Here is a 24,035-nt window from a genome sequence, read left to right on the forward strand (position 1 = left end):
CCAGTGCGATGGCGGCAGCGCAGGCCAATTCGAGCGTGGGCGCATTGGCGGGCATCAACAATGCCTACCAGGCTGCGCTGGGCCGTGCGCCCGAGAAGGCCGGCATGGACTACTGGGGCGGCCTGGCCAACAGCGGCACGTCGATAGGCGATATCGTTTCCGGCATCAAGAATTCGCCAGAGGCGCAGGCGCAGGCACTCTACAAATCGGTGATGGGGCGCGCGGGCGACGCGGCCGGCATCGATTACTGGACCAATGTACTTGCCGGTGGCTCGTCTATCGACCAGGTGCGCGCCGCGATGATGGGCAGCGCCGAGTACAAGAAATTGCACTCGTTCGACGTTGGCACGAACCGTCTCCCATTCGACACACTGGCCCTGGTGCACGAGGGCGAGCGCATCATTCCCGCCGCCGACAACCGCGAGTTGATGGCGCGCCTGAGCAGCCCGCCGTCGAACAACGACGCGGCGGCTGATGAGGTGCGTGAGCTGCGCCGCGAGAACAGGGAGATGCGCGTGATGCTGGAATCTCACCTGTACGCCATCGCCAAATACGCCCAGAGCACTGCCGACTCGCTCGAAGGCGCCGCGAATGGCGACATGCCGCTGACCACCAAGAAAGAAAAGGAGACTGCATGATTATTCTGGACCCGATTGCCGTGTCCGACCCTGGTGTATTTGTCAGCTCGAACGTGCCGGAGAACGACTATCCGGCGCAGAGCCTGACGAAAGTGTATGCGGCTGGCGAGCGCGTGATTGATCCTGCCACGCACACGGTTTCCGAATCGAAGGTTGGCGTGAGCAGCGCCGTCACCCTGTCCATCGCCTCGCCCGGCATCGTCACATGGGTGGCGCATGGGCAGGCAGCCGGCACGCCGGTGTCGTTTGCCACGACCGGCGCGTTGCCGACGGGCCTGGTGGCTGGCGCCACCTATTACGTGCTGAATCCGGCCATCAACACCTTCAGCCTCAGCGCGACGGTGGGCGGCGCTGCCATCGCGCTGACGGGCAGCCAATCTGGTGTGCACACCGCCAGCGCGGGCCCGAACGTCAACAAACCACTGAGCGACGCGACGTATTGGCTGCCGAAAGGTGCGACAAATCGCTGGAAAATGGTCGACGCCTACAACAATACGCAGACCGAGCGCGCCGAATCTATCGTGCTCACACTCAAACCGCAGGCCATCGCGCAGGGCATCTACCTGGGCAATCTGGACGCGGCAGAGGTGGTCATTACGTCTACCGACCAGGCAGCGGGCGTGGTCTACCAGCAGGCATTCAGCCTGATCGTGTCGAGTTCCGGCAGCAGCATGTATCGCTGGCTGTTTAACCGGCGGCGCCGCAGGACGAGTTTTCTGGCGCTCGATCTGCCCCTGTATTACAACACGGCGGTGACGATTGCCATCAACAACCCCGGCGGCATTGCCAAATGCGGCATGTGTTGCATCGGGCCTATCGAAGAAATCGGCGGCACGGAATATGGCCTGGGCCGAGATTTAAAGGATTGGTCGACGACGAAATTCAATTTCGACGGTACCAGCGAGACCACGGAGCGCGGCTATTCCAAGCGCATGTCGCTCGATCTGATCATCGATAACGACCAGATCGAGTATGCGCAGGAGCGTATGGAGGGGCTTCGGCAGAAAACCATTGTCTACATCGGCGCCGCCATATATGGCGGTTTTACGGTCGTTTGCGGAAAGTTTTCGTCGCTCAAGACCGTTATCCCGAGCGTCACACATTCAAAAATGGCTATGCAAATTGAAGGAACAGTGTAAATGATCACAAAATTGATGGATGGCCTGCCGAATCAGTCGATGGCGCAGGTGCCATTTGACGAGGCGGTAGCCAAATACATGACCGAGCTGCCCCTACGTGGCGCAGAGGAAAACGCCCTGTTGGCGGACGTGAAATCAAAACAGGTGCTGGTAAACGAGTCGGCCGCCAGCGCTGCAGCATCGGTCAACGCAGCCACGACGCAGGCTACTGCCGCGCAGGCGGCGCGCGATGCTGCTATTGAGGCGCGTAACGCCGCCCAGGCCGCCGCCTCCGACGCCCACGAAGCTGCGACAGGGACGGTGCTGACCGGCACCAGCACGACGCCCCTGGTTATCGGCACGGGCAATAAGACGCTGGCGACCCAGGCCGGCAAACAGTACGCCGCCAACATTTTCATCACCGCAGTGAGCGCATCTGACCCGACCCGCTTCATGACCGGCACGGTGACCTCGTATGTGGGCACGACACTGACGATTGCCGTGACTGCGGTCGGCGGCAATGGCGATACAAAATCAGACTGGAACATCAGCGTGACCGGCGCCCCGGGCGCAGCAGGCAGCGCAGCACTCACAGGAAATGCTACGGGCGCCATTAACCTGCTCAAGGGCACGGCCCCAGCAGCCAGCGCCACACCGGATATCTGGGCGGCCGGCGGAAACCGGGTGCCTATCAGCTTTGGCACCACGATCACTGGTTTCCCGGCGGCGCCCCAGGCAGGCGCCCAGCGCACGCTGGTGGCCACCGTGGCGTTTTCGATCACGAACGGCGCGAACCTGGTCATCGCAGGTGGCAGTACGACCTTGAATCCTGGCGACGAGATCGACATCACCGCCGATACGTCTACCCTTTTCAAGGCATGGGTACGACGTTCGGCAAGCAGTTCGGGTGCCCTCACAGGAGACATACTTACCACGGCTCGCGCGCTGTCCGCTCCGGATTGGCTGAAATGTGACGGCGGAGTTTATCTGCAATCCGCCTACCCAGGCCTGCGGGCCGTGGTGGGGTTACTTCTGGATTTCACGACGACACCCGCACCGGCAACCCTGCCTACAGGACAGGGCCGTGCTGCAGCTTACTCGCCTGACGGTACGCGGCTGGCAATTGGGCATGATGCGACGCCATTTCTCACGGTATATACCCGCAGCGGCGCTACTTTGACTAAATTGGCAGACCCAGCCACGCTGCCAGCGTCTGCGGTTCTGGACGCTGCGTGGAGTCCCGATGGCACATATCTCGCGGTTGCCCATGCTACGACGCCGTTCCTCACTGTGTATAAGTGGAATGGCTCGACACTGACAAAACTTAGCAATCCGGCTGCATTGCCCGTTTCGGCATCATCAGGCGTCTCGTGGAACAATGACGGCTCACTTCTTGCAGTGGGTGGGGCCAGTGCTGCCCTTTCGGTGTATAGCCGATCAGGGGATGTATTCACTAAATTATCCGTGGCAGCGCCGAACTCCGCCGGGAAAGTCAAATTCAACCCGGCAGGCACGATGTTGGCGTGTGTGGCCACGTCATCGCCATACCTCGTAAATTACTCCGTCAGCGGGGCGACACTGACGAGCCTTGGCAGCCCCTCGGTATTGCCTACCGTAGCGCCGAGCAGTGCCGCATGGAGCCCTGACGGGGCTTACCTGACGCTAGTCGGAGGCACTGCCCCGTTTGTTGAAACTTACAGCGTCACGGGCACTTCGCTTGCTAAACTGTCTACGCCAGCAGACCCCCCAGGGGCGGCCGTTGTAGGATTATCGTACAGCAGCGATGGACGCTATCTCGCCTTGTCGGGGAACCCTACTGTCCTGTACAGCCATGCGGCTGGCGTATTGACCAAGCTATCTATGCCGGGGTTTGTGAGCGGGGCGTTTTCTCAAGCGTTGGCTTTTACTCCAGGCGACGAGTTCCTCGGCTGCGCACTTTTAAGCTCGCCGTATGTCCAAAATTACACGTCAGGCTACGACCGCACAACACAGTTCGCTCTTCCAAAAATGGCCGCTGCTGCGCCCGGCCTGACTAACTACATCAAAACTTAGAGGACAGCATGGTAGCTATCTATTTACGTGACGAGCAGGGTATTTTCACACAGGCGGCCAGCATTGACCTAATGGGGCCGGTGCCGCGCAACTCAACCCTGGCTGCACCGCCCGCGCTCACCGGCACCCAGGTGGCTCGCTGGACTGGTGCCAACTGGGAGGTGCTGGCCGAGCGTCCACCTGCTCCGATAGCGCCAGTTATTGTGCCGCATAAGGTCACGCGTCGGCAGGGTCGCCTGGCGCTGCTGCTGGCCGGCAAACTCGACCAGGTGCCGGTGGTAATCGCGGCCATCAAGGACGAGACAGAGCGGCGCCTGGCGCAGATCGAATGGGATGATGCCCAGGACTACGAGCGATGGCACCCGCTGGTGGTGCTAATAGGACCCGCCCTGAACCTGGACCTCGACGCGCTGTTCATTCACGCGGACACACTGTGAAACGCCTCAGCCTCCTGGCTGTCTGGCTGGCCTGCATTGGCGCGGCCGCGATCACGCTGCTGCGCATGCTCTGGTCGATTCTGTCGAATCCGGCCAAAGCGCTGCGCATCGCCGTCGCGCTGGACCGGGCGGGCAATGCCGCCGCCAATGGTGTCGAAACCGAAACGCTCAGCAGCCGTGCTAACCGGGCGCGCAGCGAGGGTCGCCGCTGGGGCTGCGTCCTGTGCCGCTGGCTCGATTGGCTGGACCCGCATCACTGCCGCGATTCGGCTGGCACGTAGCTGTTGTCGATAATCCTCCCCATACAACCCGCTTCGGCGGGTTTTTTCATTTCCACCACCTGAAAGGCATTCATGGCCATCGAAACAACCGCCGCCGGCGGCGCACTGATCAAAATTTTTGGTATCCCGGTCTTGGCCGGCGCTGCCGCAACCTCACTGGGATTCATGTTCATGTGGCCAAAATCTGCCAAGGAAGCCTTCGTGCGCTTCTTCGTCACCATTTTGTTTTCCGCCCTGATGGGACCGGCCCTGGTCGTGGTCGTGCGCAACTGGATGCCGGGCCTGTTCGACAGCGCGCGCGCCGTCGCCGTGCTGTACGGCAGCGACCCGGCGCTGGGCTTCCTGTTCATTGCCGCGCCGCTGATGGTGGCCGCCGGTTTGCCCGCTTGGTGGGTGCTGGGCGCCACGGTGCGCTGGTTCGAAAAGCGCCGCGACAAGGACATCGGCGAGCTGGCGCGCGATGCTGCCGCCGTCGTCAAGGACGTGCGGGGTGGCCTGTGAACCTGACCAAGAATTTCACCTTGCAGGAACTGACCGCCTCCGACTGGGCCGCGCGCCACGGCTTCGACAACACGCCACCGGCTGCCGTGCTGACCGAGCTGCAGCGCACGGCCGAACTGCTGCAGCGCATCCGTAACTACCTGACTGCCTGCACTGGCATCGATACGCCCATGACGAACATCAGCGGCTATCGCTCGATCCCCGTGAATCGCGGCGTCGGCAGCAGCGATGGCAGCGATCACGTGCGCGGTTGTGCTGCTGATTTCAAAGCGTTGCGCATGACGCCGTACCAGGTATGCCAGGCCCTGCTGCCGAAATTGGACGAGTTCGGTATCGGCCAGATCATTAATGAACTGACCTGGGTGCATGTCAGCACGCGCATGGTGGCCAAGCCGATCAACCGTATCATCACCATCGACCATCAAGGCACGCGTGCCGGCATCCTGCAGGTGCGGCCGTGAGCGCGCTGGGCACGCTGGCCGCAGGCGCCGTCAGCGGGATCTGGAAGGCTGCGGCCGTCATGCTCGCCGCAGCGCTGCTGCTGGTGGCCAGCTCCACCGGCACCGGCTGGTGGTTGGCCGCTGGCGACCGTGACACCGCGCGCGTGGCGCTGGTGCTGGAGAAAGGCGTTAGCACGCAGCTGCGCAGCTCGATCACCGAGCAAAACCGCGCCATCGATGGCATGGCCAAGGCAACCCTGGCGGCGCAGGAGCGCGGTGCTGCGGCACAGGCGGCCGCCGCTGCCAAGGGCAGGAAGTATGACGCCGCCCTGGAACATATCACGGGCGCGCGCGCCACGACCTGCGACGAGGCTATGCCGGCCGTCAGGCTGCTGCTGGAGGGCATGAGATGAAATGGATGCTTATATTGGTGCTGGCCGGCTGCGGCAGCCCGCCGCTGGCGCCACAGCGGGTCGAAGTTCCCGTCTTTACGCCATGTGTAAAGTCTGTACCGCAGCGACCAGCCTATGAATTCGACCAGCTGGCAGCGGCAGCAACAGATGGCGAGATCGTCCTGGCGCTGGCGCGAGACTGGCCGCGCGGGCGGAAATATGAGGGTGAACTGTTGGCGGCTATTGCCGGTTGCCGATGATAAAAAAGTTCAGCAACATCGCCTGATGAACTTCATCGCCTGAATACTAGGGCTAGCGCCGGCGCGATGATTTTGTCTTTTGCGTACGATTGGGTGAATTCGCGGCTTTGCTCTTCGCAATTGGAAGTGGAACTACAGGATTACCACTGGCCGATGGCACGGCATGCTGCGAGACGTCACCATTGAGGAATTCCCGAACTACAAAAATGAGGCCAATAATCCCACCGGACGTCAAGAATAGCTTGTTGGTTTTCAGTGCCGCCTCAAGAATCGCAGTCGAAAAAGTCGAGCCGACCAAAAGACAGAAAGGCACTAAAACTGTGCCATTTAAGAAGTCGAGAATGAGGGTGTTAGCAGTGAAACACTGACCGGTTTTCCGAATTGCACGGCGAATCGGACGCACCATGCAGCTAGCTATGGCGACCCCAATGGTCGCCATATCTACCGGATTTCCGTCTAGTTGAAACAAAACTTAAATGAGGTGAGCGAACTTGATGACTACAACAGCGCCGGCACCAGCGACCCCACTTACCACTTCTTTGGCGGTGGAAGAGTCGACGCCGAAAATGGGCGCCAGTACACCAAAAAGTGCAGCACCAGCAATAGCGCCGGACAAGCAAAGGCGCAAGAATGTGAGTTTTGGCATTTTATTTTTCATGATTTCCCCTCTGAAAAAATCGCAGGAGACAGATGCTTTAATTAATTACTTGAAAGTATATAGGATTACGCGACGCCGCACATAGCAAATTGTTAAATTGCATTGATATTCAATGAATAGTGACTTCATCGCAGCGCAGCCGTGAGCCGCTCACCGAGCGCCGCCTAAGCCGCGCGCTTCTCGTCCGCATAGTCGTGCAGCATGAAATACGCTGCCGCACCGCGTCGGGGCGCGGGAATTTTATGCTTCGGCCTGGCGGGGCATCACCACGACGTTACTTGGTCGGCCATGCTCGCATGCCACCAAGAACAGCGCCCATTGTTCCAGGGCGCGGCGGCGTTCCGGGATTTCTTCCCGCACATCATAGATGCCTTCCATTCCCTTGAGTGCGTGGTTAAGTGCGATTTCCGAAATCTCTCTTGAGATACCCATGTTCCGCATATGCCCCTTGGCGGTGCTACGCGTGTCATGAGGGGTAAAGCGTTGAATTTCTATATCCCCGCGTTCAAACGCTCGTGTGATCGCCGCCCAAAGGGTGGTCCGGCCGACGTGCTGCCCAGCGCGGCTAGGGCGCCTCGATGGCAGCACCCATTCCGAGTCATCAGATAGGTCACGCAGGTTGCTGAACCAGTTTAATACCGTTGGCGTGAGAGGAACAAGGAAGCCAGTACGCGTCTTGACAGACTCGTCAGGCACAAACCAGGTTGCACGGTCGAAATCGATATCCGTCCATTTTGCCTTTACGAGCTCGACAGATCGAACACAAGTTGCCAACATGATGCGGAATGCCAGGGCGTTTTCTGTTCCGATGTCCGCGATTGTGGATAATAGTTTTCGCAAATCTTGCTCGGATAGCATCACTCGTTTCCTTGGTGCTGGCCGCTTGCCCATCAGCGCGGCCAGTTTGATCGCGGCACATGGATTGCTATGTATTAACTGTTTGCCAATGGCATGATCAAATATTTGTGTTGTCGAGGTTAAGATCCTCTTCTGTACTTCCCACGTTTTCCCGGATTTTTCCAGCATGTGCACTACATGAGCAGGCGTAACGTCGATGACGTTTAGGGTCCCGAGTTTCGGCCCTATATCGTTGGTAAAGTCACTTTTTCGGTAATATATAGTACCTTTAGCAAATTCAGACGGCACAAGGCGCTTGATCGTGTAATCCTTGATCAGGGCGTTAACAGTCCAGGACATCTTGGAAGTCATGCGCGCCGCCTTCTTTTGCGCGGCCGGGTCTTGGCCTCCATCAATAGCGCCACGCTTCTCGCGAGCGATCTTCCTGGCAGCGGCCAGCGAGATGTCGGGGTAGTTTCCGATAGTCAGCTCCCGAGCCTTAGCGTCGCGCATGTACCGCAAAACCCAGCTCGCGGTGCCAGCGCGCGATAGAGTAAAAGTGAGCCCGCCACCGTCAGATTTTGCTATAGGCTCGCCCTTTGCAATCCATCGCTTGATCTGCAAGTCTTCCAGCTGGTTGGTCCCGCGCTTCGCCATTTCTCTTCCGCCTATTGTGTGCTGTCCATATCGGGTTTGTAGCTAGCTACAAATCTAGCTACAAATTTCACAGGCGCCATTGTGCGTTAACATGAGACACAAAGAAACAGTTTTTTCGGCCGCAAAGGGCTAAAATAGCCAAGATTGGCATGCAAGGATACAACTTGATACCCGAATGAAACTGGCAGGTGGCGAGTTTCATGGGAAAAATCCTTGCTTGAATAGGTATCGATAAGCGCGAATCTTACCGCATGCGTGTCGACGGTGTGCTGCTCCCCGCTTGTCGCACAAGCACTTTGTTTTCCCATAGGGAAAAGGAGTGTTAATAAAGTATTTACATTTAGTCAATCGTGACGCATGAATATTATGTTTATGTGTATGATTCATCAACCATCAGGTTTGATTTGGCATAAGTGGCTGGCGTGGCAGGCTACGTCTCGCCGTGTAACGCGATAAAGGTGTAAAGTTTCTCGCTAAAACGCGATAAAAACTACTAAAATGGCACAATGTAACAGCTGTGTCACACGGCTTAGTTACAGCCAAGTTGAGAACCGAACAGGAAGCAGTTGTAATTAGTTGTAATTGCTATTCCGATTACATGACCACTATGCCGGGGCGGAGCCTAGCTTCCGTTTCTGGCGCCGCCAGACTTGTTATATAAATTGCAGTACTATATCTATGAGACTGTTTTGCGACATCAATAGATGGTACTATTTTGAAATGTTGCAGTTTTAATAGTGAGACTTGCGCGTAGCATTTGCAAAGGAAGAAAATGCGAACTGCATTTGAAGCGTGGGCGCAGCGTGACGGCCACATTGTGCGGCGAAGAGAAGACAAACCGGATGAGTACCTGATTTTCGAGACCCAGCGCCGCTGGGTTATCTGGCAGGCAGCTCTGACGCATGGCAAGACGGCGGCCAAGCCGCGCGTGAGCGCGGCCGAAAAGGCGGCGAAAGCCCAGCGCGCGCTGGAAATGTCGTCCGATGAAGCGACCGTGCGCAACAAGGTGCTCAATGAAGTGCTCGACGCCTTCAGCGGCGCCGATGGCGCTGCTGGCATGGAAGGCATACTGAAAGTGATCCAGGGCCTGAAGATGAAGCAGAAGGCACTGGCCGACGACAAGAGCGAAGATTCAACGGCTTGAGGGGACGGCGATGCGTTATCGGCACTACAAGGGCGGCATTTATGAACTGGTGTGCGAAGCCACGCTGGAAGCGGATCTGACGCCGATGATCGTGTATCGCGCTGCGGACGGTTCCATCTGGACCCGGCCGAAGGACGTGTTCTTTCAGCTGATTGAAGTCGACGGCGTCATGGTCCAGCGGTTCGCTCCCATCAACTGATGGCCGCCTGCGTGCGTGCCCGGGATTATCTACATGTATAAATTGCTGTCAGCCGCTTTGGTGCTGGGCGTTGCCTGCACCGCGGCGCAGGCCGAAACCATCGGTTCGGTCGACACGGTGTTCAAACTGATCGGTCCTGACCACAAGATTGTCGTCGAAGCGTATGACGATCCGCGCGTCGCTGGGGTCAGCTGCTATCTGTCGCGCGCCAAGACGGGCGGCATCAAGGGCGCCGTCGGCCTGGCCGAAGACAAGGCCGATGCGGCCGTGGCTTGCCGCCAGGTGGGGCCGCTGCAATTCAAGGGCAAGCTGCCGCGCCAGGAAGAAGTGTTTACCGAGCGTGCCTCGATCTTCTTCAAGCATGTGCGCGTGGTGCGCATGGTCGACAGCAAGCGCAATGCGCTGGTCTATCTCGTGTATTCCGACCGCCTGATCGAGGGCAGTCCGAAAAATAGCGTCACCGCCGTCGCCGTACCCGGCGACCAGCCGATTCCCGTCCGTTAAGCGAGCCAGCCATGCGTGTCCCATCGTCTGCCGTCCTTGCCGCCGGGACGCTGCTACTGCTTGGCCTGGCCGGCTGCGCCACGTTGACCGGCAACACAGAGCAGATGGTGCTGGTGCAAACTATCCAGGACAACCGTGAGCTGAATGGTGCCGGTTGCATCCTCAGCAACGACGTGGGCAAGTGGTTCGTCACCACGCCCGGGCGCATTACCATTCGCAAGAGCCAGGAGCCTTTGAAAGTCGACTGCCGCAAGCACGGCTCGCCCGCCATCGCCACGGACGACCATATCGATCCCAAGCTCAATGGCAGCGTATGGGGCAATGTCATCCTGACCCTGGGCGTCGGCTATTTCGTCGACCGCAACACGGGTGCGGGCTTTGACTACCCATCCATTTTGACTATTGTCATGCAGGACCCCGCGCGCCTGGCGCCGCCACCCGCGCCCCTTGGCGTGAACCCGTCCGCTCCTTCGCCAGCGGCCGCCGTGCCGGAAGCCGTGGTGCAGCCGAAGGTGGCGCCATCACCTTTGCCCAATTCCGTCGTCTACTAACTAATACGCCAAGCATGAAAAAAGCCGCCAGGTCAGTGACCGTGGCGGCTATCTTTTTACGTAACGACGCCTGACAAAACCTTAGCGAGCGGGAGTTGGTGGTGGCCGAGAAGCGCAGCTGTACTTTATGTACAGCGAGCGTCGCCGGCCGCCAATAGCCCTGCGCAGCAGGTTTGGTCTGGCGTTCTCTTATACGCGGTTGATCAGGAACGTCGTCAATAATGGCACTGGACGACCGGTCGCGCCCTTCGAGCCGCCCGATTTCCATGCCGTGCCGGCGATGTCCAGATGCGCCCAGGTGTACTTCTTGGTGAAGTTTTCCAGGAACGCCGCTGCCGTCACCGAACCACCGCCTGGCGTGCCGATGTTGGCAAGGTCGGCGAAGTTCGATTTCAGCTGCTCGTTGTACGCCTCTTCGATCGGCATGCGCCATGCCGTATCGCTGGACTGTTTGCCCGCTGCCAGCAGTTCATTGGCCAGCTGGTCATGCGCCGCATCGCTGCGCGTAAACAGGCCGCTGTTATGGTGGCCCAGGGCGACGACGCAAGCGCCCGTCAGGGTGGCGATATCGACCACGGCTGCCGGCTTGAAGCGTTCGGCGTAGGTCAGCGCGTCGCACAGCACCAGACGGCCTTCGGCGTCGGTGTTCAGTACTTCGATGGTCAGACCGTTCATCGAGGTGACGATGTCGCCCGGCTTGGTGGCGCGGCCCGACGGCATGTTTTCGCACGCGGCGATGACGCCGATGACGTTCAGCTTCAGATTCATTTCGCCGATGGCGCGGAAGGTGCCCAGTACCGAGGCTGCACCGCACATGTCGTACTTCATTTCATCCATGCCAGGACCAGCCTTGATCGAAATGCCGCCCGTGTCGAAGGTGATGCCTTTGCCGACCAGGACCACTGGCGCATCCTTGGCCTTGCCGCCCATGTGCTTCAGGACGATGAATTTCGGCGGCTGTTCGCTGCCGTTGGTGACGGACAGGAAGCTGCCCATTTTCAGCGCTTCGAGCTGTTTGCGGTCCAGGACTTCGACTTCGAACTTGTATTCCTTGGCCAGCTGTTTGGCCGTGTTGGCCAGGTAGGTCGGATTGGCGATGTTCGCCGGCAGGTCGCCCAGCTTGCGCGTCAGGTCGGAGCCGTTGGCGATGGCGATGGCTTGCGCCAGCGCGCCGCGGGTGGCCGCCGTTGCGGGTGCCGCCAGGACGATCTTGCGCACGCCTGCTGGCGCCGGATCTTTTTTACTTTTTTGCGAGTCGCAACGGTATTCGCTGTCGTGGGCGGCTTGCACCACGCAACGGATTGCCCAATTTACGTCGCGCTCTTTCACTTCCGTCAGCGGTAATGCGATAATGGCGTCCGCAGCGCCCAGCGAGCCGAAAGCCTTGAGGGCCGCTTGTACACCGGTAGCGAAGCTTTTTTCGCTGACAGTTTCATCGCTGCCCATGCCTACCAGCAGAACACGTTCGGCGGCGACGCCATCGACTGCGCGCAGCAGCAAGGTGCTGCCTGGCTTGCCGCTGATGTCGCCGGACTTCAGCGCAGCCGAAATCGCACCCTTGCTGTCCAGCGATTTTGCCGCTGGCGACAGTTTTTTGTTTTCGAATACCGCAACCGCGATGCATCCGCTTTTGGCCGTGCCGAGGGTGCTCTTGGTATCGAATGCTTTTATGCTAAAGTCCATTTGGTTCTCCGTTTTCATTTACTAGTAACGTGTTACTCAACTAACTGACCCGAATTATAAACTCCGAATGATCTTTCAACGCGCCCTTCGACGTGAATTGGCTAGTGCCGCCGGGGCCACCTTCACTGTTTTGTTCAGCATCCTGCTCACCTGGATGCTGATCGGTATTCTCGGCAAGGCGGCGGGCGGCAAGATCGCGTCGGCCGACGTCATGTCGCTGATGGTCTTTTCCGCCCTGATGCAGCTGCCCACCATCATTATCCTTACCGGTTTCATTTCGGTGCTGATGGTCGTCACGCGCAGCTACAAGGAGTCGGAGATGGTGGTGTGGTTCGCTTCCGGCATGAGCCTGTCGCGCTGGATCTGGCCGGTCCTGAGCTTCGGCCTGCCGCTGGTGCTGGCCACCGGCATCCTTAGCCTGTACGCCACGCCGTGGGCGCAAAAGAAAAGCGATGAATACGTGGCGCGCTTTGAAAAGCGCGAAGACCTGCAGAAAGTCACGCCGGGCCAGTTCCGCGAATCGGCCGGTAGCAACCGCATCTTCTTCGTCGAGGGTGTCAGCGGCGAGAAGAACGTGGTGCAGAACGTCTTCGTCAATACCGTCGATGAGAAGGGAAGCGCCGTCGTTGTCGTCGCCAGGGAAGGCGTAATCAATACCGACGCCAAGGGCGAACGCTTCCTGGTGCTCAAGAGCGGCCGGCGCTATCAGGGCGTGCCGACGCAGGCGGACTTCCAGACCATGGAATTCGAGCAGTACATCATGCGCATCGAGAGCAAGCAGCAGGAACTGGGCGCGGAACTTGGCGTGCGCGCCATGAGCACCATGGCGCTCATCGCCGATCCGAATCCCTACACCATGGCCGAATTGCTGTGGCGCGTCAGTGCGCCCCTGATCGGACTGATGCTGATCCTGCTGGCCATTCCGCTGGGCTTCGTCAATCCGCGTGCCGGCAGTTCGGCCAACCTGATCGTAGCCCTGCTGATTTTCTTTACGTACAGCAACCTTATCAAGGTCGCCGAAGCGAGCGTGAAGCAGGGCCGCCTGACATTCGGCCTGGCCTGGTGGCCGCTGCATCTGCTGGCGGCACTGGCAGTCGTGGCGCTGTTTGCGTGGCGCCTGAATGTGAATCACCGCTACCATCCGCTGGTTCTGCTGGCGTCCTTCAAGCGCGCGCGCCGCGCCGGCAATATAAGTAAAGCGGCATCGAAATGAAGATTTTACAGCGCTATTTTGCAGTCTCGATATTCCAGGCGGTGCTGTTCGTGCTGCTGGCCTTCCTGGCACTGCAGGCTTTCATCGACCTGACGGGCGAGCTGCCCAAGGTAGGCCGCAACGGCTACACCATCCAGTATGCCTTCCTGTATGTGCTGGTGCTGGTGCCGGGGCACGTGTACGAGGTGATGCCGATTGCGGCACTGATCGGCACGATCTACACGATGGCGCAGTTTGCGGCCAGTTCCGAATTTACCATCATGCGCGCCTCGAGCATGTCGACGGCGATGGCGGCCGGTTTCCTGTTCCGCATCGGTATCGTCTTCGTGGTCATTACCTTCATCTTCGGTGAGGTGATTACGCCGCGCACCGAGCCGCTGGCCGAACGCCTCAAGCTGACTTCGCGCGGCGCGGCCGTGTCGAGCGAATTTCGCTCCGGCCTGTGGACGAAGGACATGGTCAAGAGCGACGGCCTGACCGGCACCGTCACCGGTTCGCGCTTTTTCAATGTGGGCGAAGCGCGTCCGGACGGCCAGCTGAAAAACGTCAAACTGTATGAATTTGACACCGATATGCGTTTGCGCACCCTGACCGTGGCCAAGGGCGCGACGTATCAGGGTAATAACACCTGGCGCCTGACCGAAGTGACGGAAACGTCGTTCTCGAACAGCGCGGCAACTTCGCCCGGCTTCGAGCCGAAGCTGGCGAACTACTTTGGGCAGGAAACGAGCCTGGTGCGCACGGTGCAAAGCGCCAGCAAGGACATGGTGTCGGAAGTGACGCCGAAGATATTGACGGTATCGGCTTCCGATCCCGAACGCATGTCGGCCAGCGAACTGGCCGTGTACACGCGCCACCTGGCCGAGAACAAGCAGGAAACCGAGCGTTTCCGCATCGCCTTCTGGAAAAAGCTGATCGATCCGCTGGCCATCTTCGTGCTGATGGCGCTGGCGCTGCCGTTCGCCTACATGCACACCCGCAGCGGCGGCATCAGCCTGAAGATATTCATCGGCATCATGATCGGCGTGAGCTTCATGCTGGTTAATACGCTCTTTTCGCATCTTGGGCTGCTCAGCACCTGGCCAGCCTTCCTGACGGCGGTGGCGCCGAGCACCCTGTATCTGCTGCTGGCGCTGGGCGCCCTGTGGTGGGTGGAGCGGCACTGATGGAGACGAACGTGCAACAGACACTAATCTTGTTTGCCCATGGCGCGCGCGCCGCATCGTGGGCCGCGCCCTTCGAGCGCCTGCGTGATCTTACCCAGGCGCGCATGCCCGGCACCAGCGTGCACCTGGCCTTCCTGGAGCTGATGACGCCGCGCCTGCCCGAGCTGGTAGCGAGCCTGCTGGCCGAGCTGCCCGCCGGCGCCATCCTGGACGTCACGGTGGTGCCGGTGTTCCTGGGGCAGGGCGGGCATGTCCTGCGCGACTTGCCGCTCTTGCTGGAAGAGCTGCGCCAGCAGCATCCGCAATTGCGCCTGAAGGTAGTCGAGGCGGTTGGCGAGAACGCCAGCGTGCTCGCTGCCATCGCCGATTACTGCGTGGCGGCGCCAGGTTCCAGCCCGCTTCCTTGAGCGCGGCCAGCGCGATGCCAGCGGCGCCCATAGACATCGTCTACCTGTGGGTCGACGGTGCCGATCCCGCCTGGCGCACGCGCCGGCAGCAGGCGTATGCCGCTTGGGCGCAGGCGCATCCAGGGCAGCTGGCCCTGCACGGCAACGTGGCGGGGCGTTACCGTGACAACGGCGAACTGCGCTACAACCTGCGCGCGCTCGAGCGTTTCTTCCCCGGCCACGGCCATGTCTATCTGCTGACGGACCGCCAGGTGCCCGCCTGGCTGCGCGCCTCACCGCGCCTGACGGTGATAGATCATGCCAGCCTGATGCCCGGGGCATCGCTGCCCGTGTTCGATTCCGGCCATATCGAATCGTATCTGCACCATATTCCTGGCCTGTCCGAGCGTTTCCTGTATTTGAATGACGACGTATTTTTTGGCGCGCCGTTCGAGCCCGCATTCTGGTTTGGCGGGGAAGGCGACCGGCGTTTGAGCGTGTTTACGGAGAGCGCGCTGCACGATGAGGTGCAGGGCTTGCGTGCCGACGTGGCGGCGCCCGTCAATTGCGCCACCTTGTCGCGGCAATGGCTGTCGGCGCAGTATGCCGATTACTTGCATGAACCACGTCTGTATGCGCACGCGCCGCGCCCCATGCTGAAAAGTGCGCTGCATGCCTTGGAAGGGCTGGCGCCGGCCATGTTTGCCGGCGTGCGCGCGACAGTGTTTCGCTCCTGGCAGGTGCCGGCATTGCTGCCCGACCTGGTGCCGCGCTGGATGGTGCATCAGGGACTGGCGCGGTCGCACATGCTCGACCCGCTGCATATCGCCAGCGGCGATGTGGAAGCGCCGCAGCAGCTGGCGCAGCTGCTGACACAGTTCGGCAGCTTGCCGTTTTTCTGTATCAACGATACCTGCGACGAGGCCGAGGATGACGACCCGCGCCTGCTGCGCGTGGCCGCTACCTTGCAGCGGCTGCTGCCGCTGCCATCTTCATTTGAATCGGGTTAGCGTTTGCCCTTCGGCGCCAGGCTGATGCGGGCGGCGGCCATGCTGTCGGACAGCGACGCGAGGAACAGCAGCAAATAGGCGCCCAGTTCCAGCACTTCTTCTCCCAGCAGCGCGTAAGCGTCCGGCATGCCGTGAAATACTTTCTTGTCGAAAGGCCAGCCAGCGATCATCAGCAAGCCGCCGATAGCCGTCAGGATGGTGATGCGCATGCTGAAAATCTGTGGCGCAAGGGCGAAGACCTTGCGCGCACGCGGCGCGAAAAAGATCAGCAGGCGTATCAGGATCAGCAACTCCACCACGCGCAGGGCTTTTTCAGCCTGGGCCCAGGCGGGCGCCGTGCCGAACTGGTCGATATCGAGTTCGCGCAGCAGGAAGCCGAACAGCAGAGCCGACAAGCCGGCGTGCATGAGGAAACGCAGGGACTGGCGGTCGGTTTCCTGCCACGCGCGCACGCCGTGCACGGTGCAAGCCAGGGCCAGGAACAGCGCCTGCAGCCATTCCAGCAAATGGTTTTCGTCGTCGATATTCGGAAACACCGTCCACAGGGCGATGGAGGCGAGCATGCTTGACAGCACAGCGCTGGCGACGCCGACATTGCTGCGGCTGAGCGAAGTCAGGGCTTCGCGCATGGAATTGAAATTCATGTGTGATCGTAAGGCTAAAGTTGCGCGGCGCGATATTGCAGCCTGCGGGCGCAGCTTTTTTCGGGGAGATTGCCAGTGCTTCCCGTCAGCCGGGAGACGGCATGGCAAGCGCTATGGTGGGGCGAAGCGTGATTTTATTGCTATCACGCAACAACTTCTCGAGAAAAGATGCGTGAGCATCGTATCATGTTTCCTCTGAAGACGTCGGTTACTGACTTTAAAGTCGGTAAAATACGGTGTGTTTATTCAAGCATGACGCGCCAGAATGGCAGCCGTCTCTTCGATCGCCTGGTGCGCGCGGGCGGCCATGGCGTCGCCCAGCATCACCAGCACGGGGCCGTGGGTGTCGCCCAGGCCATGCGCCAGCGCGCCCAGCGGCATGCGTACGATGCGCTGGTCCGGACGGCTGCAGTTTTCAATCACTACCACCGGCGTGTCGGCACGGCGGCCCTGGGCCATCAGGCGCTGCGCCGTGGCGATGGCTTCGCGGCCACCCATGTATTGCACCAGGGTATCGCAGTCTGGGATGCGCGTCTGGTCCGGTTCGCCCGGCGCCGTACTGGACGTGAAAAAGGCCACGCTGCGCGAGACGCCGCGCTTGGTCAGCGGTTGCTGGGTGGCGGCCGCTGCCGCCAGTGCCGTGGTAATGCCGGGTACTACTTCGACGGCGATGCCCGCTTCTTCCAGCGCGCGCAATTCCTCGTCGGCACGGCCGAACAGCATGGGGTCGCCCCCTTTCAGTCGCACCACGATGGCGTGCTTGCGCGCATTGTCGACCAATTGCTTGTTGATGAAAGCTTGCGCCGTCGACAACTGGCCGCAGCGCTTGCCGACAAGAATCTTTTGCGCCTGGGGACACAGCTCCAGCATCTCTGCGGTGACCAGCGCGTCGTGCAGCACGACGTCCGCCTGCGCCAGCAGGCGCGCACCGCGCAAGGTCATCAGGTCTTGCGCGCCGGGGCCGGCGCCGATCAGGTAGACCTTGCCAGGGAGAGATGTGGAGTTGTTCATGGTGTTTGCCTTCCTCAGCCGAGACGGATCATGCCCGCCGCGACGGTCTGGTGGGTCACTTCATCGATCAGGATAAACGCCCCGGTGGCGCGGATATCGGCATACGCGTCGGCTGCCAGCGCCTGCTGCACGTTCAGGCTGATGCGCGCAATATCGTTCAGCTTCAAGCCTTCGGCTGGATGGCGCTGCTGCGTATTGATATCGAGAATCGATTCAATCGCCGTCACTTTCGCCGCCGTCTGCTTGGTGCCGTGCTTGATCCAGTACTTGCGGCGCAGGTCCAGCGCGTCCTCCGACAGCCAGCACACGTCGGCCACCACCTGTTTCAGCAGGGTGGCGGGGCGCTCGCTGCTGGCCAGCAAGTCGCCGCGCGAGATATCCAGGTATTCATTGAGCAGCAAGGTCACGGACTGGCCCACCACGGCCGTTTGCAGCGAACCGTCCAGGGTGACGATATCTTTTACTGTTGCCGTCTGGCCTGACGGCTGCACCACCAAGGTGTCGCCGATGCTGACCTTGCCCGCTTCGATGCGGCCCATGTAGCCGCGGAAGTCGTTCGCTTCGTGGCCGTTGTGGCGGGCCACCAGCTGCACCGGAAAGCGGAATGGCGTGTCGTGCGATTCGTCGTAGACGGACAAGGACTCAAGCAGTTCGATCAGGGTCGGGCCCGTGTACCAGCCCAGCTTGTCGCCGCGCTCGACCACATTGTCGCCGGTCAAGGCCGACAGGGGAATCGGCGTGATGTCCTTCAAGCCCAGCGACTGGGCGAATTCGCGGTAGGCGGCGACGATGCGGTTATATACCGTCTCATCGTAGTCGACCAGGTCCATTTTGTTGACGGCGACGACCACGTGCTCGATCTGCAGCAAGTGGGCAATCGTCGAATGGCGCTTGGTCTGGATCAACAATTCCACGCTGCCATCGTCACCGAGTTTGACTTTCGACACGTCGATCAAAATGATGACGGCGTCGGCCGTCGAGGCGCCCGTGACCATGTTGCGCGTGTATTGCTCGTGGCCAGGCGTGTCGGCGATGATGAATTTGCGTTTCGGTGTGGCAAAGTAACGGTAGGCCACGTCGATGGTGATGCCTTGTTCGCGTTCCGCTTCCAGGCCGTCCGTCAGCAGCGACAGGTCGACCGCGTCGCCCACCGTACGCTTGTGCTTGGAGCGCGACATGGCGTCGAGCTGGTCGGCGAAGATGCCCTTGCTGTCGAACAGCAAACGGCCAATCAAGGTACTCTTGCCGTCATCGACGGAACCGGCCGTGATAAAACGCAACATACCGCGCTCCAGGCTGTCGGTTGGAATGGTGTTCTGGATTGCTGCGTTCATTAGAAATACCCTGCTTTCTTGCGTTTTTCCATCGAGGCTTCGGAAGTCTGGTCATCCATGCGGGTGGCGCCACGTTCCGTGATTTGCGTGATTGCCGTCTCGGCGATGATGGCGTCGACCGTCGCCGCATCGGACGACACGGGGCAGGTGCACGAGATATCACCTACCGTGCGGAAGCGCACGACTTGCGTTTCCACCGTTTCGCCTTCGCGCGGCGGCGTCAAATCCGTCAGCGGCACCAGCAAGCCGTTGCGCGGGATCACCTGGCGCTCGTGCGCGAAGTAGATCGGCGGCAATTCCAATTTTTCACGGGCGATGTATTGCCACACGTCCAGTTCGGTCCAGTTCGAGATGGGGAAGACGCGCATGTTCTCGCCTGGATGTACCCGGGTGTTATACAGGTCCCACAGTTCGGGACGCTGGGCTTTCGGGTCCCAGGCGCCGAATTCGTCGCGGAAGGAAAAGATGCGCTCCTTGGCGCGGGCCTTTTCTTCATCGCGGCGGGCGCCGCCGATGCAGGCGTCAAATTTATGTTCGGCGATGGTTTCCAGCAAGGTCACGGCTTGCGCCGCATTGCGCGAGTCCGTGGCCGGGTTGCGCAGGCGCACGGTGCCGCGCTGGATGGAGTCTTCCACGGAGCCGACGATCAGGCGCTCGCCCAGCTCGGCCACTTTCTTGTCACGGAAGGTGATGACTTCCGGGAAGTTGTGGCCCGTGTCGATATGCACGAGGGGAAAGGGGAACTTGCCAGGGCGGAAGGCTTTTTCGGCCAAACGCAGCAGGACGACGGAATCCTTGCCGCCGGAAAACAGCAGCGCGGGATTGGCCGATTCGGCCGCCACTTCGCGCATGATGTGGATGGCTTCCGATTCAAGGCTGTCGAGGTGACGCTGGTTCAAAATATTGCTCATATGGGGTGCTTTCTTGTTCTGCTGATTCTATTGTGTCTGGTCAGGCTGCCACGGATTTGATGCGTATCAATTTGCCGTCCACCATGTGCAGGCCGCATTCCTTGGAATCGGGGTTTTCCCACCACCAGCGTCCGGCGCGCACATCTTCGCCCGGCTGGACTGCCCGCGTGCACGGTTCGCAGCCGATGGACGGGTAGCCCTGGTCGTGCAAAGCGTTGTAGGGCACGTCGTTGGCGCGGATATAGTCCCATACATCCTGCTCGGACCAGTCGGCCAGTGGATTGAATTTCGTCATCGCGTGTGCCGCGTCGTCTTCCTGCACGTGCAGTTCGGCGCGCGTGGTGGACTGGGCGCGGCGCTGGCCAGTGATCCAGGCCTTGTTGCCGGCCAGGGCGCGCCCCAATGGCTCGACCTTGCGGATGCGGCAACACTCGCGGCGCATCTCGACGCCGTTGTAAAACGCGTTCAGGCCATTCTGTTCCACGTAGGCAGCCACCGCTTCCGGCTGCGGGCGGTACAAGGTGATGTCGTGGTCGTAGCGGGCCTTGACCTTGTCGAGCACGGCCAGGGTTTCCTGGTGCAGCCGGCCTGTTTCCAGAGAAAAGATGCCGATGGGCAGCTTCGCCTTGAGAATCATGTCGGTCAGCACCATGTCTTCGGCTGCCAGGCTGGACGCGAACACGGCCGGCGAAAAGTCCGCGGCGATGCGTGTCAGCGTTTGCTCGGTGGCGTCAATTAAAGTAGTCAAATTGCTCATGACGATTCCTCAGATGCCGGCCGCGTTGTCGAGGTCAGGATTCTGGCCTTCGCGCTGGTGACGGCGGAACAGCGGCGATTTTTGATCCCATGAGGCCTGGTAGGTTTCCGAAAAGACAGATAAACCTTTCAGAGCGTCATGGATGCTGCGGTCCGGGCGCGTCGCATAGGCGTCAAAGCCGACACGGTGCATGGAAAACAGCTGGTCGCGCAGTACGTCGCCGATGGCGCGCAATTCACCCTGGAAACCCAGGCGGGCGCGCAGATTGAAGGCGATGGAATAGCCGCGGCCATCCGTGAATTTCGGGAAGTCCACACCGATGACGGGCAGTTGCGCCACGTCGGCGGCCAGTTCTTCCGGGCGCTCGTCGCTGGCCAGCCAGACGCCGATGTCGGGCAGGCGCGCCAGCAGGGTCTCGCGCTGGGCTTGCCACACGGGCAGCGGTACGATGACCTTGCCGGCAGGCACGACGACCGTTTCCGGCGTGTCGCCCTCATCGAGGCGCAGCAAGCCCCAGGAATTCGGCACCACGGCGGCGTTCTTGATGATTTCTTCGCGCACTTCAAACATATTCGTCTTCTCCCACCAGGTTGCCGACCGTGATCGGCGTTGCATAGACATGTTCCTTGAACGGCGCCAGGCCCAGGCGCTGGGCCGTATCGACAAAGCGCTCGCCTTCATGGCGGTCGCGCACGTAGACGTGCAGCAGGCGGCCAATGACTTCAGGCATCTGTAGGGAAGAGAACGATGGTCCGATGATCTTGCCGATGGCGGCGTTGTTGCCCTGCGCGCCGCCGATCGACACTTGATACCATTCGCTGCCATCCTTGTCGACGCCAAGGATGCCGATGCTGCCTACGTGATGGTGGCCGCAGGCATTGATGCAGCCGGAAATATTCAGTTCGATCTCGCCGATGTCATGCTGGAAGTCGATGCTGTCGAAGCGTTCCGCGATGGCGGCCGCGATCGGCAGTGACTTGGCGTTCGCCAGCGAGCAGAAGTCGCCGCCCGGGCAGCAGATCATGTCGGTCAGCAAGCCGATGTTCGGTGTGGCCAGGCCGTGTGCCTTGGCTTCCTGCCACAGTTTGAACAGTTTCGACTGCTCCACGTCGGCCAGCACCAGGTTTTGCTCATGCGTCACACGCAGTTCGCCAAAGCTGTAGCGGTCGGCCAGGTCGGCCACGAAGTCGATCTGCTCGGCCGTTGCGTCGCCAGGCGGCACGCCCGTCTTCTTCAGCGACAGCACCACGGCCACGTAGCCGGGGCGCTGGTGTGGCTTGACGTTGCGCGCCAGCCAGTTCACATACGCTTTGTTGTCCGCGTGTTCCGCTTTGTAGTCGAGTTCCGGCAGGGCGAGGTAGGCGGGCGGATTGAAAAAGTCCGCCACGCGCTGCATTTCCTCCGCGCTCAATGTTTCCGGACCGTCTTTCAGGTCGACCCACTCGGCTTCCACCTGGCGCGTGAATTCTTCCACGCCGATGGCTTTCAATAAAATCTTGATGCGCGCCTTGTATTTGTTGTCGCGGCGGCCGTGCAGGTTATACACGCGCATGATGGCCTGGATATACGTCAGCAAATGCTGCCACGGTAAAAATTCGCGCACGACGCTGCCCAAAATCGGCGTGCGGCCCATGCCGCCGCCGGCCATCACCTTGAAGCCCACTTCGCCAGCCTCGTTGCGCACGGCCGTCAAGCCGATATCGTGCACGGCGATGGCAGCGCGGTCCTCTTCGGCGCCATTGATGGCGACCTTGAATTTACGCGGCAGGGCGATGAACTCGGGGTGGAAAGTGCTCCACTGGCGCAATACTTCCGCGTACGGTCGCGGATCGATGATTTCATCGGCGGCAACGCCGGCGTACGGGTCTGATGTTGTATTACGGATACAGTTGCCGGAAGTCTGGATCGCGTGCATTTCCACGGAAGCGAGGTCCGTCAGGATATCGGGAGTCTGTTCCAGCTCAATCCAGTTGAACTGGATATTCTGGCGCGTGGTGAAGTGGCCATAGCCGCGGTCGTACTTGCGCGCGATGTGCGCGAACATGCGCATCTGCTTGGCCGACAGCAAGCCGTACGGCACGGCGATGCGCAGCATGTAGGCGTGGCGTTGCATGTACAGGCCGTTTTGCAGGCGCAGCGGAATGAATTCCTCTTCCGTCAGTTCATTGGCGATACGGCGCGCAACCTGGTCTCGGTACTGGGCGATGCGCTCTTTGATGATGAGGTGGTCGTACTGATCGTAATGGTACATATCAATTCCTAAAAAAACCGGGGTACTGGAAGACTGCCTGGGATGATGTTCTTGATACTGCTCGCGTCACATGGTCGGTCATTAATAGATTAGCTTTACTGCCACGCCGGTCAAGGTCATCGCCAGCAGTACTCTTAAAAACTTTTCCGGCACGGAGCGGGCGACCCAGGAGCCGAGCGTGATGCCGGGCAGGGAGCCGACCAGCAAGGAGGCCAGCAATTCCCAGTGGATGGAACCGAGCCACCAGTGGCCCAGGGCGGCGATGGCCGTCAGGGGCACGGCGTAGGCGATATCGGTGCCCGCCACTTCGGCCGAGCTCATGCGTGGATACAGCATCACCAGCAGGGTAGCGCCAATGGCGCCGGCGCCGATCGACGACACCGTCACCAGCACGCCCAGCACGGCGCCGGCGATGATGGTCGCGGCGGCAAGCTTGTTGCCTTGTAATTGTTTCTCGGGGTGTGCATTAATCCAAGCCAACATGCGGCCCTTGAAGATCAGCGCCACGACGGTCAGCAGCACGGAGGCGGCGATCGAGTAACGGATGATCTGGCCGATTTCCGGCGACAGGGTGCCGAATGATTTGAGCGCCAGGGTCGACACGACGGCGGCAGGCAGGGCGCCGATGCACAGGCGCTTGACGATATCCCAGCGGATGGTGCCACGCAGGCGGTGCGTCAGGGTGCCGGCGCTCTTGGTGATCGAGGCGAACGCCAGGTCGGTGCCCACCGCCACGGAAGGCGGTACGCCAAACAGCAGGGTCAACAGCGGCGTCATCAGCGAGCCGCCGCCCACGCCGGTCATTCCTACGAGTAATCCTACGGCAAATCCTGAGACTATATAAGACAAAGTCATGCTTGCACCCCCAAAGTACCCGCAATAGTAATAAACTTAGTGTTTATTCCAAACTACTTAGTACGCATTTGCTTATATGCGATATGCGTATATGCAAGAACGCTAATATCATGGGTGGGGCGGAAACTCGGCAAATCACGGCAAT

General features: G+C 60.3%; 30 protein-coding genes. 17 read left to right on the forward strand and 13 right to left on the reverse strand.

Annotated elements, in window-relative coordinates:
- Positions 1 to 8 precede the first annotated feature (8 nt).
- The 5 genes from ACQ4WZ_RS21035 to ACQ4WZ_RS21055 are packed head-to-tail and all read left to right on the forward strand — an operon-like array spanning position 9 to position 4,526.
- Positions 9 to 638: a DUF4214 domain-containing protein gene (locus tag ACQ4WZ_RS21035; protein WP_436574443.1), complete on the forward strand. Its 630-nt coding sequence runs from the start codon at positions 9 to 11 to the stop codon at positions 636 to 638.
- Positions 635 to 1,777 (forward strand): hypothetical protein, encoded by a 1,143-nt coding sequence (locus tag ACQ4WZ_RS21040; RefSeq protein ID WP_436574444.1) that lies wholly within the window; start codon positions 635 to 637, stop codon positions 1,775 to 1,777. The genes ACQ4WZ_RS21035 and ACQ4WZ_RS21040 overlap by 4 nt, the downstream gene beginning before the upstream one ends.
- On the forward strand, positions 1,778 to 3,808 hold the full coding sequence (locus tag ACQ4WZ_RS21045; protein ID WP_436574445.1) for a WD40 repeat domain-containing protein: 2,031 nt from the start codon (positions 1,778 to 1,780) through the stop codon (positions 3,806 to 3,808). It begins immediately after the preceding gene.
- An 8-nt stretch (positions 3,809 to 3,816) separates the two neighbouring features.
- Positions 3,817 to 4,245 (forward strand): hypothetical protein, encoded by a 429-nt coding sequence (locus tag ACQ4WZ_RS21050; RefSeq protein ID WP_436574446.1) that lies wholly within the window; start codon positions 3,817 to 3,819, stop codon positions 4,243 to 4,245.
- The gene (locus ACQ4WZ_RS21055; RefSeq protein WP_257560701.1) at positions 4,242 to 4,526 is read left to right on the forward strand and encodes a hypothetical protein; all 285 of its coding nucleotides are present in this window, start codon (positions 4,242 to 4,244) and stop codon (positions 4,524 to 4,526) included. The genes ACQ4WZ_RS21050 and ACQ4WZ_RS21055 overlap by 4 nt, the downstream gene beginning before the upstream one ends.
- Here the strand turns inward: ACQ4WZ_RS21055 and ACQ4WZ_RS21060 are convergent.
- On the reverse strand, positions 4,499 to 4,699 hold the full coding sequence (locus ACQ4WZ_RS21060; protein WP_436574447.1) for a hypothetical protein: 201 nt from the start codon (positions 4,697 to 4,699) through the stop codon (positions 4,499 to 4,501). The genes ACQ4WZ_RS21055 and ACQ4WZ_RS21060 overlap by 28 nt on opposite strands.
- Between ACQ4WZ_RS21060 and ACQ4WZ_RS21065 the strand changes: the two genes are divergently transcribed.
- The 4 genes from ACQ4WZ_RS21065 (at position 4,698) to ACQ4WZ_RS21080 (ending at position 6,162) form a co-directional block, all read left to right on the forward strand.
- On the forward strand, positions 4,698 to 5,027 hold the full coding sequence (locus ACQ4WZ_RS21065) for a hypothetical protein (RefSeq protein ID WP_436574448.1): 330 nt from the start codon (positions 4,698 to 4,700) through the stop codon (positions 5,025 to 5,027). The genes ACQ4WZ_RS21060 and ACQ4WZ_RS21065 overlap by 2 nt on opposite strands.
- Positions 5,024 to 5,488 (forward strand): D-Ala-D-Ala carboxypeptidase family metallohydrolase, encoded by a 465-nt coding sequence (locus tag ACQ4WZ_RS21070; protein WP_436574449.1) that lies wholly within the window; start codon positions 5,024 to 5,026, stop codon positions 5,486 to 5,488. The genes ACQ4WZ_RS21065 and ACQ4WZ_RS21070 overlap by 4 nt, the downstream gene beginning before the upstream one ends.
- Complete coding sequence (locus tag ACQ4WZ_RS21075) at positions 5,485 to 5,880, forward strand: hypothetical protein (protein WP_436574450.1); 396 nt, start codon at positions 5,485 to 5,487, stop codon at positions 5,878 to 5,880. Before ACQ4WZ_RS21070 ends, ACQ4WZ_RS21075 begins: the two co-directional genes overlap by 4 nt.
- A gap of 114 nt (positions 5,881 to 5,994) precedes the next feature.
- Positions 5,995 to 6,162, forward strand: coding sequence for a hypothetical protein (locus ACQ4WZ_RS21080; RefSeq protein ID WP_436574451.1), 168 nt, complete (start codon positions 5,995 to 5,997; stop codon positions 6,160 to 6,162).
- Between the two features lie 9 nt (positions 6,163 to 6,171).
- Here ACQ4WZ_RS21080 and ACQ4WZ_RS21085 read toward each other — a convergent pair whose 3' ends face one another.
- The 3 genes from ACQ4WZ_RS21085 to ACQ4WZ_RS21095 form a co-directional block, all read right to left on the reverse strand.
- Positions 6,172 to 6,558, reverse strand: coding sequence for a hypothetical protein (locus ACQ4WZ_RS21085; protein WP_436574452.1), 387 nt, complete (start codon positions 6,556 to 6,558; stop codon positions 6,172 to 6,174).
- Between the two features lie 33 nt (positions 6,559 to 6,591).
- Positions 6,592 to 6,777 carry a hypothetical protein gene (locus ACQ4WZ_RS21090; protein ID WP_436574453.1) on the reverse strand — a complete coding sequence of 62 codons (186 nt, stop codon included), beginning with the start codon at positions 6,775 to 6,777 and terminating at the stop codon, positions 6,592 to 6,594.
- Between the two features lie 240 nt (positions 6,778 to 7,017).
- Positions 7,018 to 8,271 carry a tyrosine-type recombinase/integrase gene (locus tag ACQ4WZ_RS21095; RefSeq protein WP_436574454.1) on the reverse strand — a complete coding sequence of 418 codons (1,254 nt, stop codon included), beginning with the start codon at positions 8,269 to 8,271 and terminating at the stop codon, positions 7,018 to 7,020.
- Positions 8,272 to 9,043: 772 nt separating this feature from the next.
- Between ACQ4WZ_RS21095 and ACQ4WZ_RS21100 the strand changes: the two genes are divergently transcribed.
- From ACQ4WZ_RS21100 to ACQ4WZ_RS21115, 4 genes are read left to right on the forward strand one after another with little or no spacing between them, the layout of a single operon-like run.
- Positions 9,044 to 9,415, forward strand: a complete 372-nt coding sequence (locus tag ACQ4WZ_RS21100) for a phiTE_015 family protein (protein WP_096234395.1) — start codon at positions 9,044 to 9,046, stop codon at positions 9,413 to 9,415.
- 10 nt (positions 9,416 to 9,425) lie between these two features.
- Positions 9,426 to 9,614, forward strand: a complete 189-nt coding sequence (locus tag ACQ4WZ_RS21105; RefSeq protein ID WP_071078859.1) for a DUF1653 domain-containing protein — start codon at positions 9,426 to 9,428, stop codon at positions 9,612 to 9,614.
- Positions 9,615 to 9,647: 33 nt separating this feature from the next.
- Positions 9,648 to 10,118, forward strand: a complete 471-nt coding sequence (locus tag ACQ4WZ_RS21110; protein ID WP_101480214.1) for a CreA family protein — start codon at positions 9,648 to 9,650, stop codon at positions 10,116 to 10,118.
- A gap of 11 nt (positions 10,119 to 10,129) precedes the next feature.
- Positions 10,130 to 10,669: a hypothetical protein gene (locus tag ACQ4WZ_RS21115; RefSeq protein ID WP_243858392.1), complete on the forward strand. Its 540-nt coding sequence runs from the start codon at positions 10,130 to 10,132 to the stop codon at positions 10,667 to 10,669.
- Positions 10,670 to 10,858: 189 nt separating this feature from the next.
- Here ACQ4WZ_RS21115 and ACQ4WZ_RS21120 read toward each other — a convergent pair whose 3' ends face one another.
- Entirely contained in the window at positions 10,859 to 12,352 is a 1,494-nt protein-coding gene (locus tag ACQ4WZ_RS21120; RefSeq protein ID WP_133993681.1) for a leucyl aminopeptidase, read from the reverse strand.
- A 67-nt stretch (positions 12,353 to 12,419) separates the two neighbouring features.
- Here ACQ4WZ_RS21120 and lptF point away from each other — a divergent pair, with 67 nt between their 5' ends.
- Genes lptF through ACQ4WZ_RS21140 form a run of 4 tightly spaced genes read left to right on the forward strand, consistent with a single transcriptional unit; the run spans position 12,420 to position 16,127 of the window.
- Positions 12,420 to 13,565 carry an LPS export ABC transporter permease LptF gene (lptF, locus tag ACQ4WZ_RS21125; RefSeq protein WP_436574455.1) on the forward strand — a complete coding sequence of 382 codons (1,146 nt, stop codon included), beginning with the start codon at positions 12,420 to 12,422 and terminating at the stop codon, positions 13,563 to 13,565.
- Positions 13,562 to 14,731 carry an LPS export ABC transporter permease LptG gene (lptG, locus tag ACQ4WZ_RS21130; RefSeq protein WP_133993678.1) on the forward strand — a complete coding sequence of 390 codons (1,170 nt, stop codon included), beginning with the start codon at positions 13,562 to 13,564 and terminating at the stop codon, positions 14,729 to 14,731. The genes lptF and lptG overlap by 4 nt, the downstream gene beginning before the upstream one ends.
- Positions 14,731 to 15,138 carry a sirohydrochlorin chelatase gene (locus ACQ4WZ_RS21135; RefSeq protein ID WP_436574456.1) on the forward strand — a complete coding sequence of 136 codons (408 nt, stop codon included), beginning with the start codon at positions 14,731 to 14,733 and terminating at the stop codon, positions 15,136 to 15,138. Before lptG ends, ACQ4WZ_RS21135 begins: the two co-directional genes overlap by 1 nt.
- Entirely contained in the window at positions 15,135 to 16,127 is a 993-nt protein-coding gene (locus ACQ4WZ_RS21140) for a Stealth CR1 domain-containing protein (protein ID WP_436574457.1), read from the forward strand. Before ACQ4WZ_RS21135 ends, ACQ4WZ_RS21140 begins: the two co-directional genes overlap by 4 nt.
- Here the strand turns inward: ACQ4WZ_RS21140 and ACQ4WZ_RS21145 are convergent.
- From ACQ4WZ_RS21145 to ACQ4WZ_RS21180, 8 genes are all read right to left on the reverse strand, one after another.
- Positions 16,124 to 16,771, reverse strand: coding sequence for a hypothetical protein (locus ACQ4WZ_RS21145; protein ID WP_436574458.1), 648 nt, complete (start codon positions 16,769 to 16,771; stop codon positions 16,124 to 16,126). The two genes, ACQ4WZ_RS21140 and ACQ4WZ_RS21145, sit on opposite strands and share 4 nt — an antisense overlap.
- A gap of 246 nt (positions 16,772 to 17,017) precedes the next feature.
- Positions 17,018 to 17,782 (reverse strand): uroporphyrinogen-III C-methyltransferase, encoded by a 765-nt coding sequence (gene cobA / locus ACQ4WZ_RS21150; protein WP_133993674.1) that lies wholly within the window; start codon positions 17,780 to 17,782, stop codon positions 17,018 to 17,020.
- 14 nt (positions 17,783 to 17,796) lie between these two features.
- Positions 17,797 to 19,116, reverse strand: coding sequence for a sulfate adenylyltransferase subunit 1 (locus ACQ4WZ_RS21155; RefSeq protein ID WP_101480221.1), 1,320 nt, complete (start codon positions 19,114 to 19,116; stop codon positions 17,797 to 17,799).
- Complete coding sequence (gene cysD, locus ACQ4WZ_RS21160) at positions 19,116 to 20,027, reverse strand: sulfate adenylyltransferase subunit CysD (RefSeq protein WP_133993663.1); 912 nt, start codon at positions 20,025 to 20,027, stop codon at positions 19,116 to 19,118. The genes ACQ4WZ_RS21155 and cysD overlap by 1 nt, the downstream gene beginning before the upstream one ends.
- A gap of 40 nt (positions 20,028 to 20,067) precedes the next feature.
- The gene (locus tag ACQ4WZ_RS21165) at positions 20,068 to 20,784 is read right to left on the reverse strand and encodes a phosphoadenylyl-sulfate reductase (RefSeq protein ID WP_436574459.1); all 717 of its coding nucleotides are present in this window, start codon (positions 20,782 to 20,784) and stop codon (positions 20,068 to 20,070) included.
- 9 nt (positions 20,785 to 20,793) lie between these two features.
- On the reverse strand, positions 20,794 to 21,354 hold the full coding sequence (locus ACQ4WZ_RS21170; protein WP_101480224.1) for a DUF934 domain-containing protein: 561 nt from the start codon (positions 21,352 to 21,354) through the stop codon (positions 20,794 to 20,796).
- Positions 21,347 to 23,035, reverse strand: a complete 1,689-nt coding sequence (locus ACQ4WZ_RS21175; RefSeq protein ID WP_101480225.1) for a nitrite/sulfite reductase — start codon at positions 23,033 to 23,035, stop codon at positions 21,347 to 21,349. Before ACQ4WZ_RS21175 ends, ACQ4WZ_RS21170 begins: the two co-directional genes overlap by 8 nt.
- Positions 23,036 to 23,116: 81 nt before the next feature.
- Positions 23,117 to 23,890 carry a sulfite exporter TauE/SafE family protein gene (locus ACQ4WZ_RS21180; RefSeq protein ID WP_101480226.1) on the reverse strand — a complete coding sequence of 258 codons (774 nt, stop codon included), beginning with the start codon at positions 23,888 to 23,890 and terminating at the stop codon, positions 23,117 to 23,119.
- Positions 23,891 to 24,035 lie beyond the last annotated feature (145 nt).

Origin of the sequence: Janthinobacterium darwini, from assembly GCF_051380905.1 — a bacterium.
In the GTDB taxonomy this organism is placed as follows: domain Bacteria; phylum Pseudomonadota; class Gammaproteobacteria; order Burkholderiales; family Burkholderiaceae_D; genus Janthinobacterium.

What these genes read in the sequence shown, in the direction of transcription:
- ACQ4WZ_RS21035 (WP_436574443.1), top strand. Translation starts at nt 9, where the DNA reads ATGGCGGCAGCGCAGGCCAATTCGAGCGTGGGCGCATTGGCGGGCATC.
- ACQ4WZ_RS21040 (WP_436574444.1), top strand. Translation starts at nt 635, where the DNA reads ATGATTATTCTGGACCCGATTGCCGTGTCCGACCCTGGTGTATTTGTC.
- ACQ4WZ_RS21045 (WP_436574445.1), top strand. Translation starts at nt 1,778, where the DNA reads ATGATCACAAAATTGATGGATGGCCTGCCGAATCAGTCGATGGCGCAG.
- ACQ4WZ_RS21050 (WP_436574446.1), top strand. Translation starts at nt 3,817, where the DNA reads ATGGTAGCTATCTATTTACGTGACGAGCAGGGTATTTTCACACAGGCG.
- ACQ4WZ_RS21065 (WP_436574448.1), top strand. Translation starts at nt 4,698, where the DNA reads ATGTGGCCAAAATCTGCCAAGGAAGCCTTCGTGCGCTTCTTCGTCACC.
- ACQ4WZ_RS21060 (WP_436574447.1), bottom strand. Translation starts at nt 4,699, where the DNA reads ATGAACATGAATCCCAGTGAGGTTGCGGCAGCGCCGGCCAAGACCGGG.
- ACQ4WZ_RS21080 (WP_436574451.1), top strand. Translation starts at nt 5,995, where the DNA reads ATGAATTCGACCAGCTGGCAGCGGCAGCAACAGATGGCGAGATCGTCC.
- ACQ4WZ_RS21085 (WP_436574452.1), bottom strand. Translation starts at nt 6,558, where the DNA reads ATGGCGACCATTGGGGTCGCCATAGCTAGCTGCATGGTGCGTCCGATT.
- ACQ4WZ_RS21090 (WP_436574453.1), bottom strand. Translation starts at nt 6,777, where the DNA reads ATGAAAAATAAAATGCCAAAACTCACATTCTTGCGCCTTTGCTTGTCC.
- ACQ4WZ_RS21095 (WP_436574454.1), bottom strand. Translation starts at nt 8,271, where the DNA reads ATGGCGAAGCGCGGGACCAACCAGCTGGAAGACTTGCAGATCAAGCGA.
- ACQ4WZ_RS21100 (WP_096234395.1), top strand. Translation starts at nt 9,044, where the DNA reads ATGCGAACTGCATTTGAAGCGTGGGCGCAGCGTGACGGCCACATTGTG.
- ACQ4WZ_RS21105 (WP_071078859.1), top strand. Translation starts at nt 9,426, where the DNA reads ATGCGTTATCGGCACTACAAGGGCGGCATTTATGAACTGGTGTGCGAA.
- ACQ4WZ_RS21110 (WP_101480214.1), top strand. Translation starts at nt 9,648, where the DNA reads ATGTATAAATTGCTGTCAGCCGCTTTGGTGCTGGGCGTTGCCTGCACC.
- ACQ4WZ_RS21115 (WP_243858392.1), top strand. Translation starts at nt 10,130, where the DNA reads ATGCGTGTCCCATCGTCTGCCGTCCTTGCCGCCGGGACGCTGCTACTG.
- ACQ4WZ_RS21120 (WP_133993681.1), bottom strand. Translation starts at nt 12,352, where the DNA reads ATGGACTTTAGCATAAAAGCATTCGATACCAAGAGCACCCTCGGCACG.
- lptF (WP_436574455.1), top strand. Translation starts at nt 12,420, where the DNA reads ATGATCTTTCAACGCGCCCTTCGACGTGAATTGGCTAGTGCCGCCGGG.
- lptG (WP_133993678.1), top strand. Translation starts at nt 13,562, where the DNA reads ATGAAGATTTTACAGCGCTATTTTGCAGTCTCGATATTCCAGGCGGTG.
- ACQ4WZ_RS21135 (WP_436574456.1), top strand. Translation starts at nt 14,731, where the DNA reads ATGGAGACGAACGTGCAACAGACACTAATCTTGTTTGCCCATGGCGCG.
- ACQ4WZ_RS21145 (WP_436574458.1), bottom strand. Translation starts at nt 16,771, where the DNA reads ATGAATTTCAATTCCATGCGCGAAGCCCTGACTTCGCTCAGCCGCAGC.
- cobA (WP_133993674.1), bottom strand. Translation starts at nt 17,782, where the DNA reads ATGAACAACTCCACATCTCTCCCTGGCAAGGTCTACCTGATCGGCGCC.
- ACQ4WZ_RS21155 (WP_101480221.1), bottom strand. Translation starts at nt 19,116, where the DNA reads ATGAACGCAGCAATCCAGAACACCATTCCAACCGACAGCCTGGAGCGC.
- cysD (WP_133993663.1), bottom strand. Translation starts at nt 20,027, where the DNA reads ATGAGCAATATTTTGAACCAGCGTCACCTCGACAGCCTTGAATCGGAA.
- ACQ4WZ_RS21165 (WP_436574459.1), bottom strand. Translation starts at nt 20,784, where the DNA reads ATGAGCAATTTGACTACTTTAATTGACGCCACCGAGCAAACGCTGACA.
- ACQ4WZ_RS21170 (WP_101480224.1), bottom strand. Translation starts at nt 21,354, where the DNA reads ATGTTTGAAGTGCGCGAAGAAATCATCAAGAACGCCGCCGTGGTGCCG.
- ACQ4WZ_RS21175 (WP_101480225.1), bottom strand. Translation starts at nt 23,035, where the DNA reads ATGTACCATTACGATCAGTACGACCACCTCATCATCAAAGAGCGCATC.
- ACQ4WZ_RS21180 (WP_101480226.1), bottom strand. Translation starts at nt 23,890, where the DNA reads ATGACTTTGTCTTATATAGTCTCAGGATTTGCCGTAGGATTACTCGTA.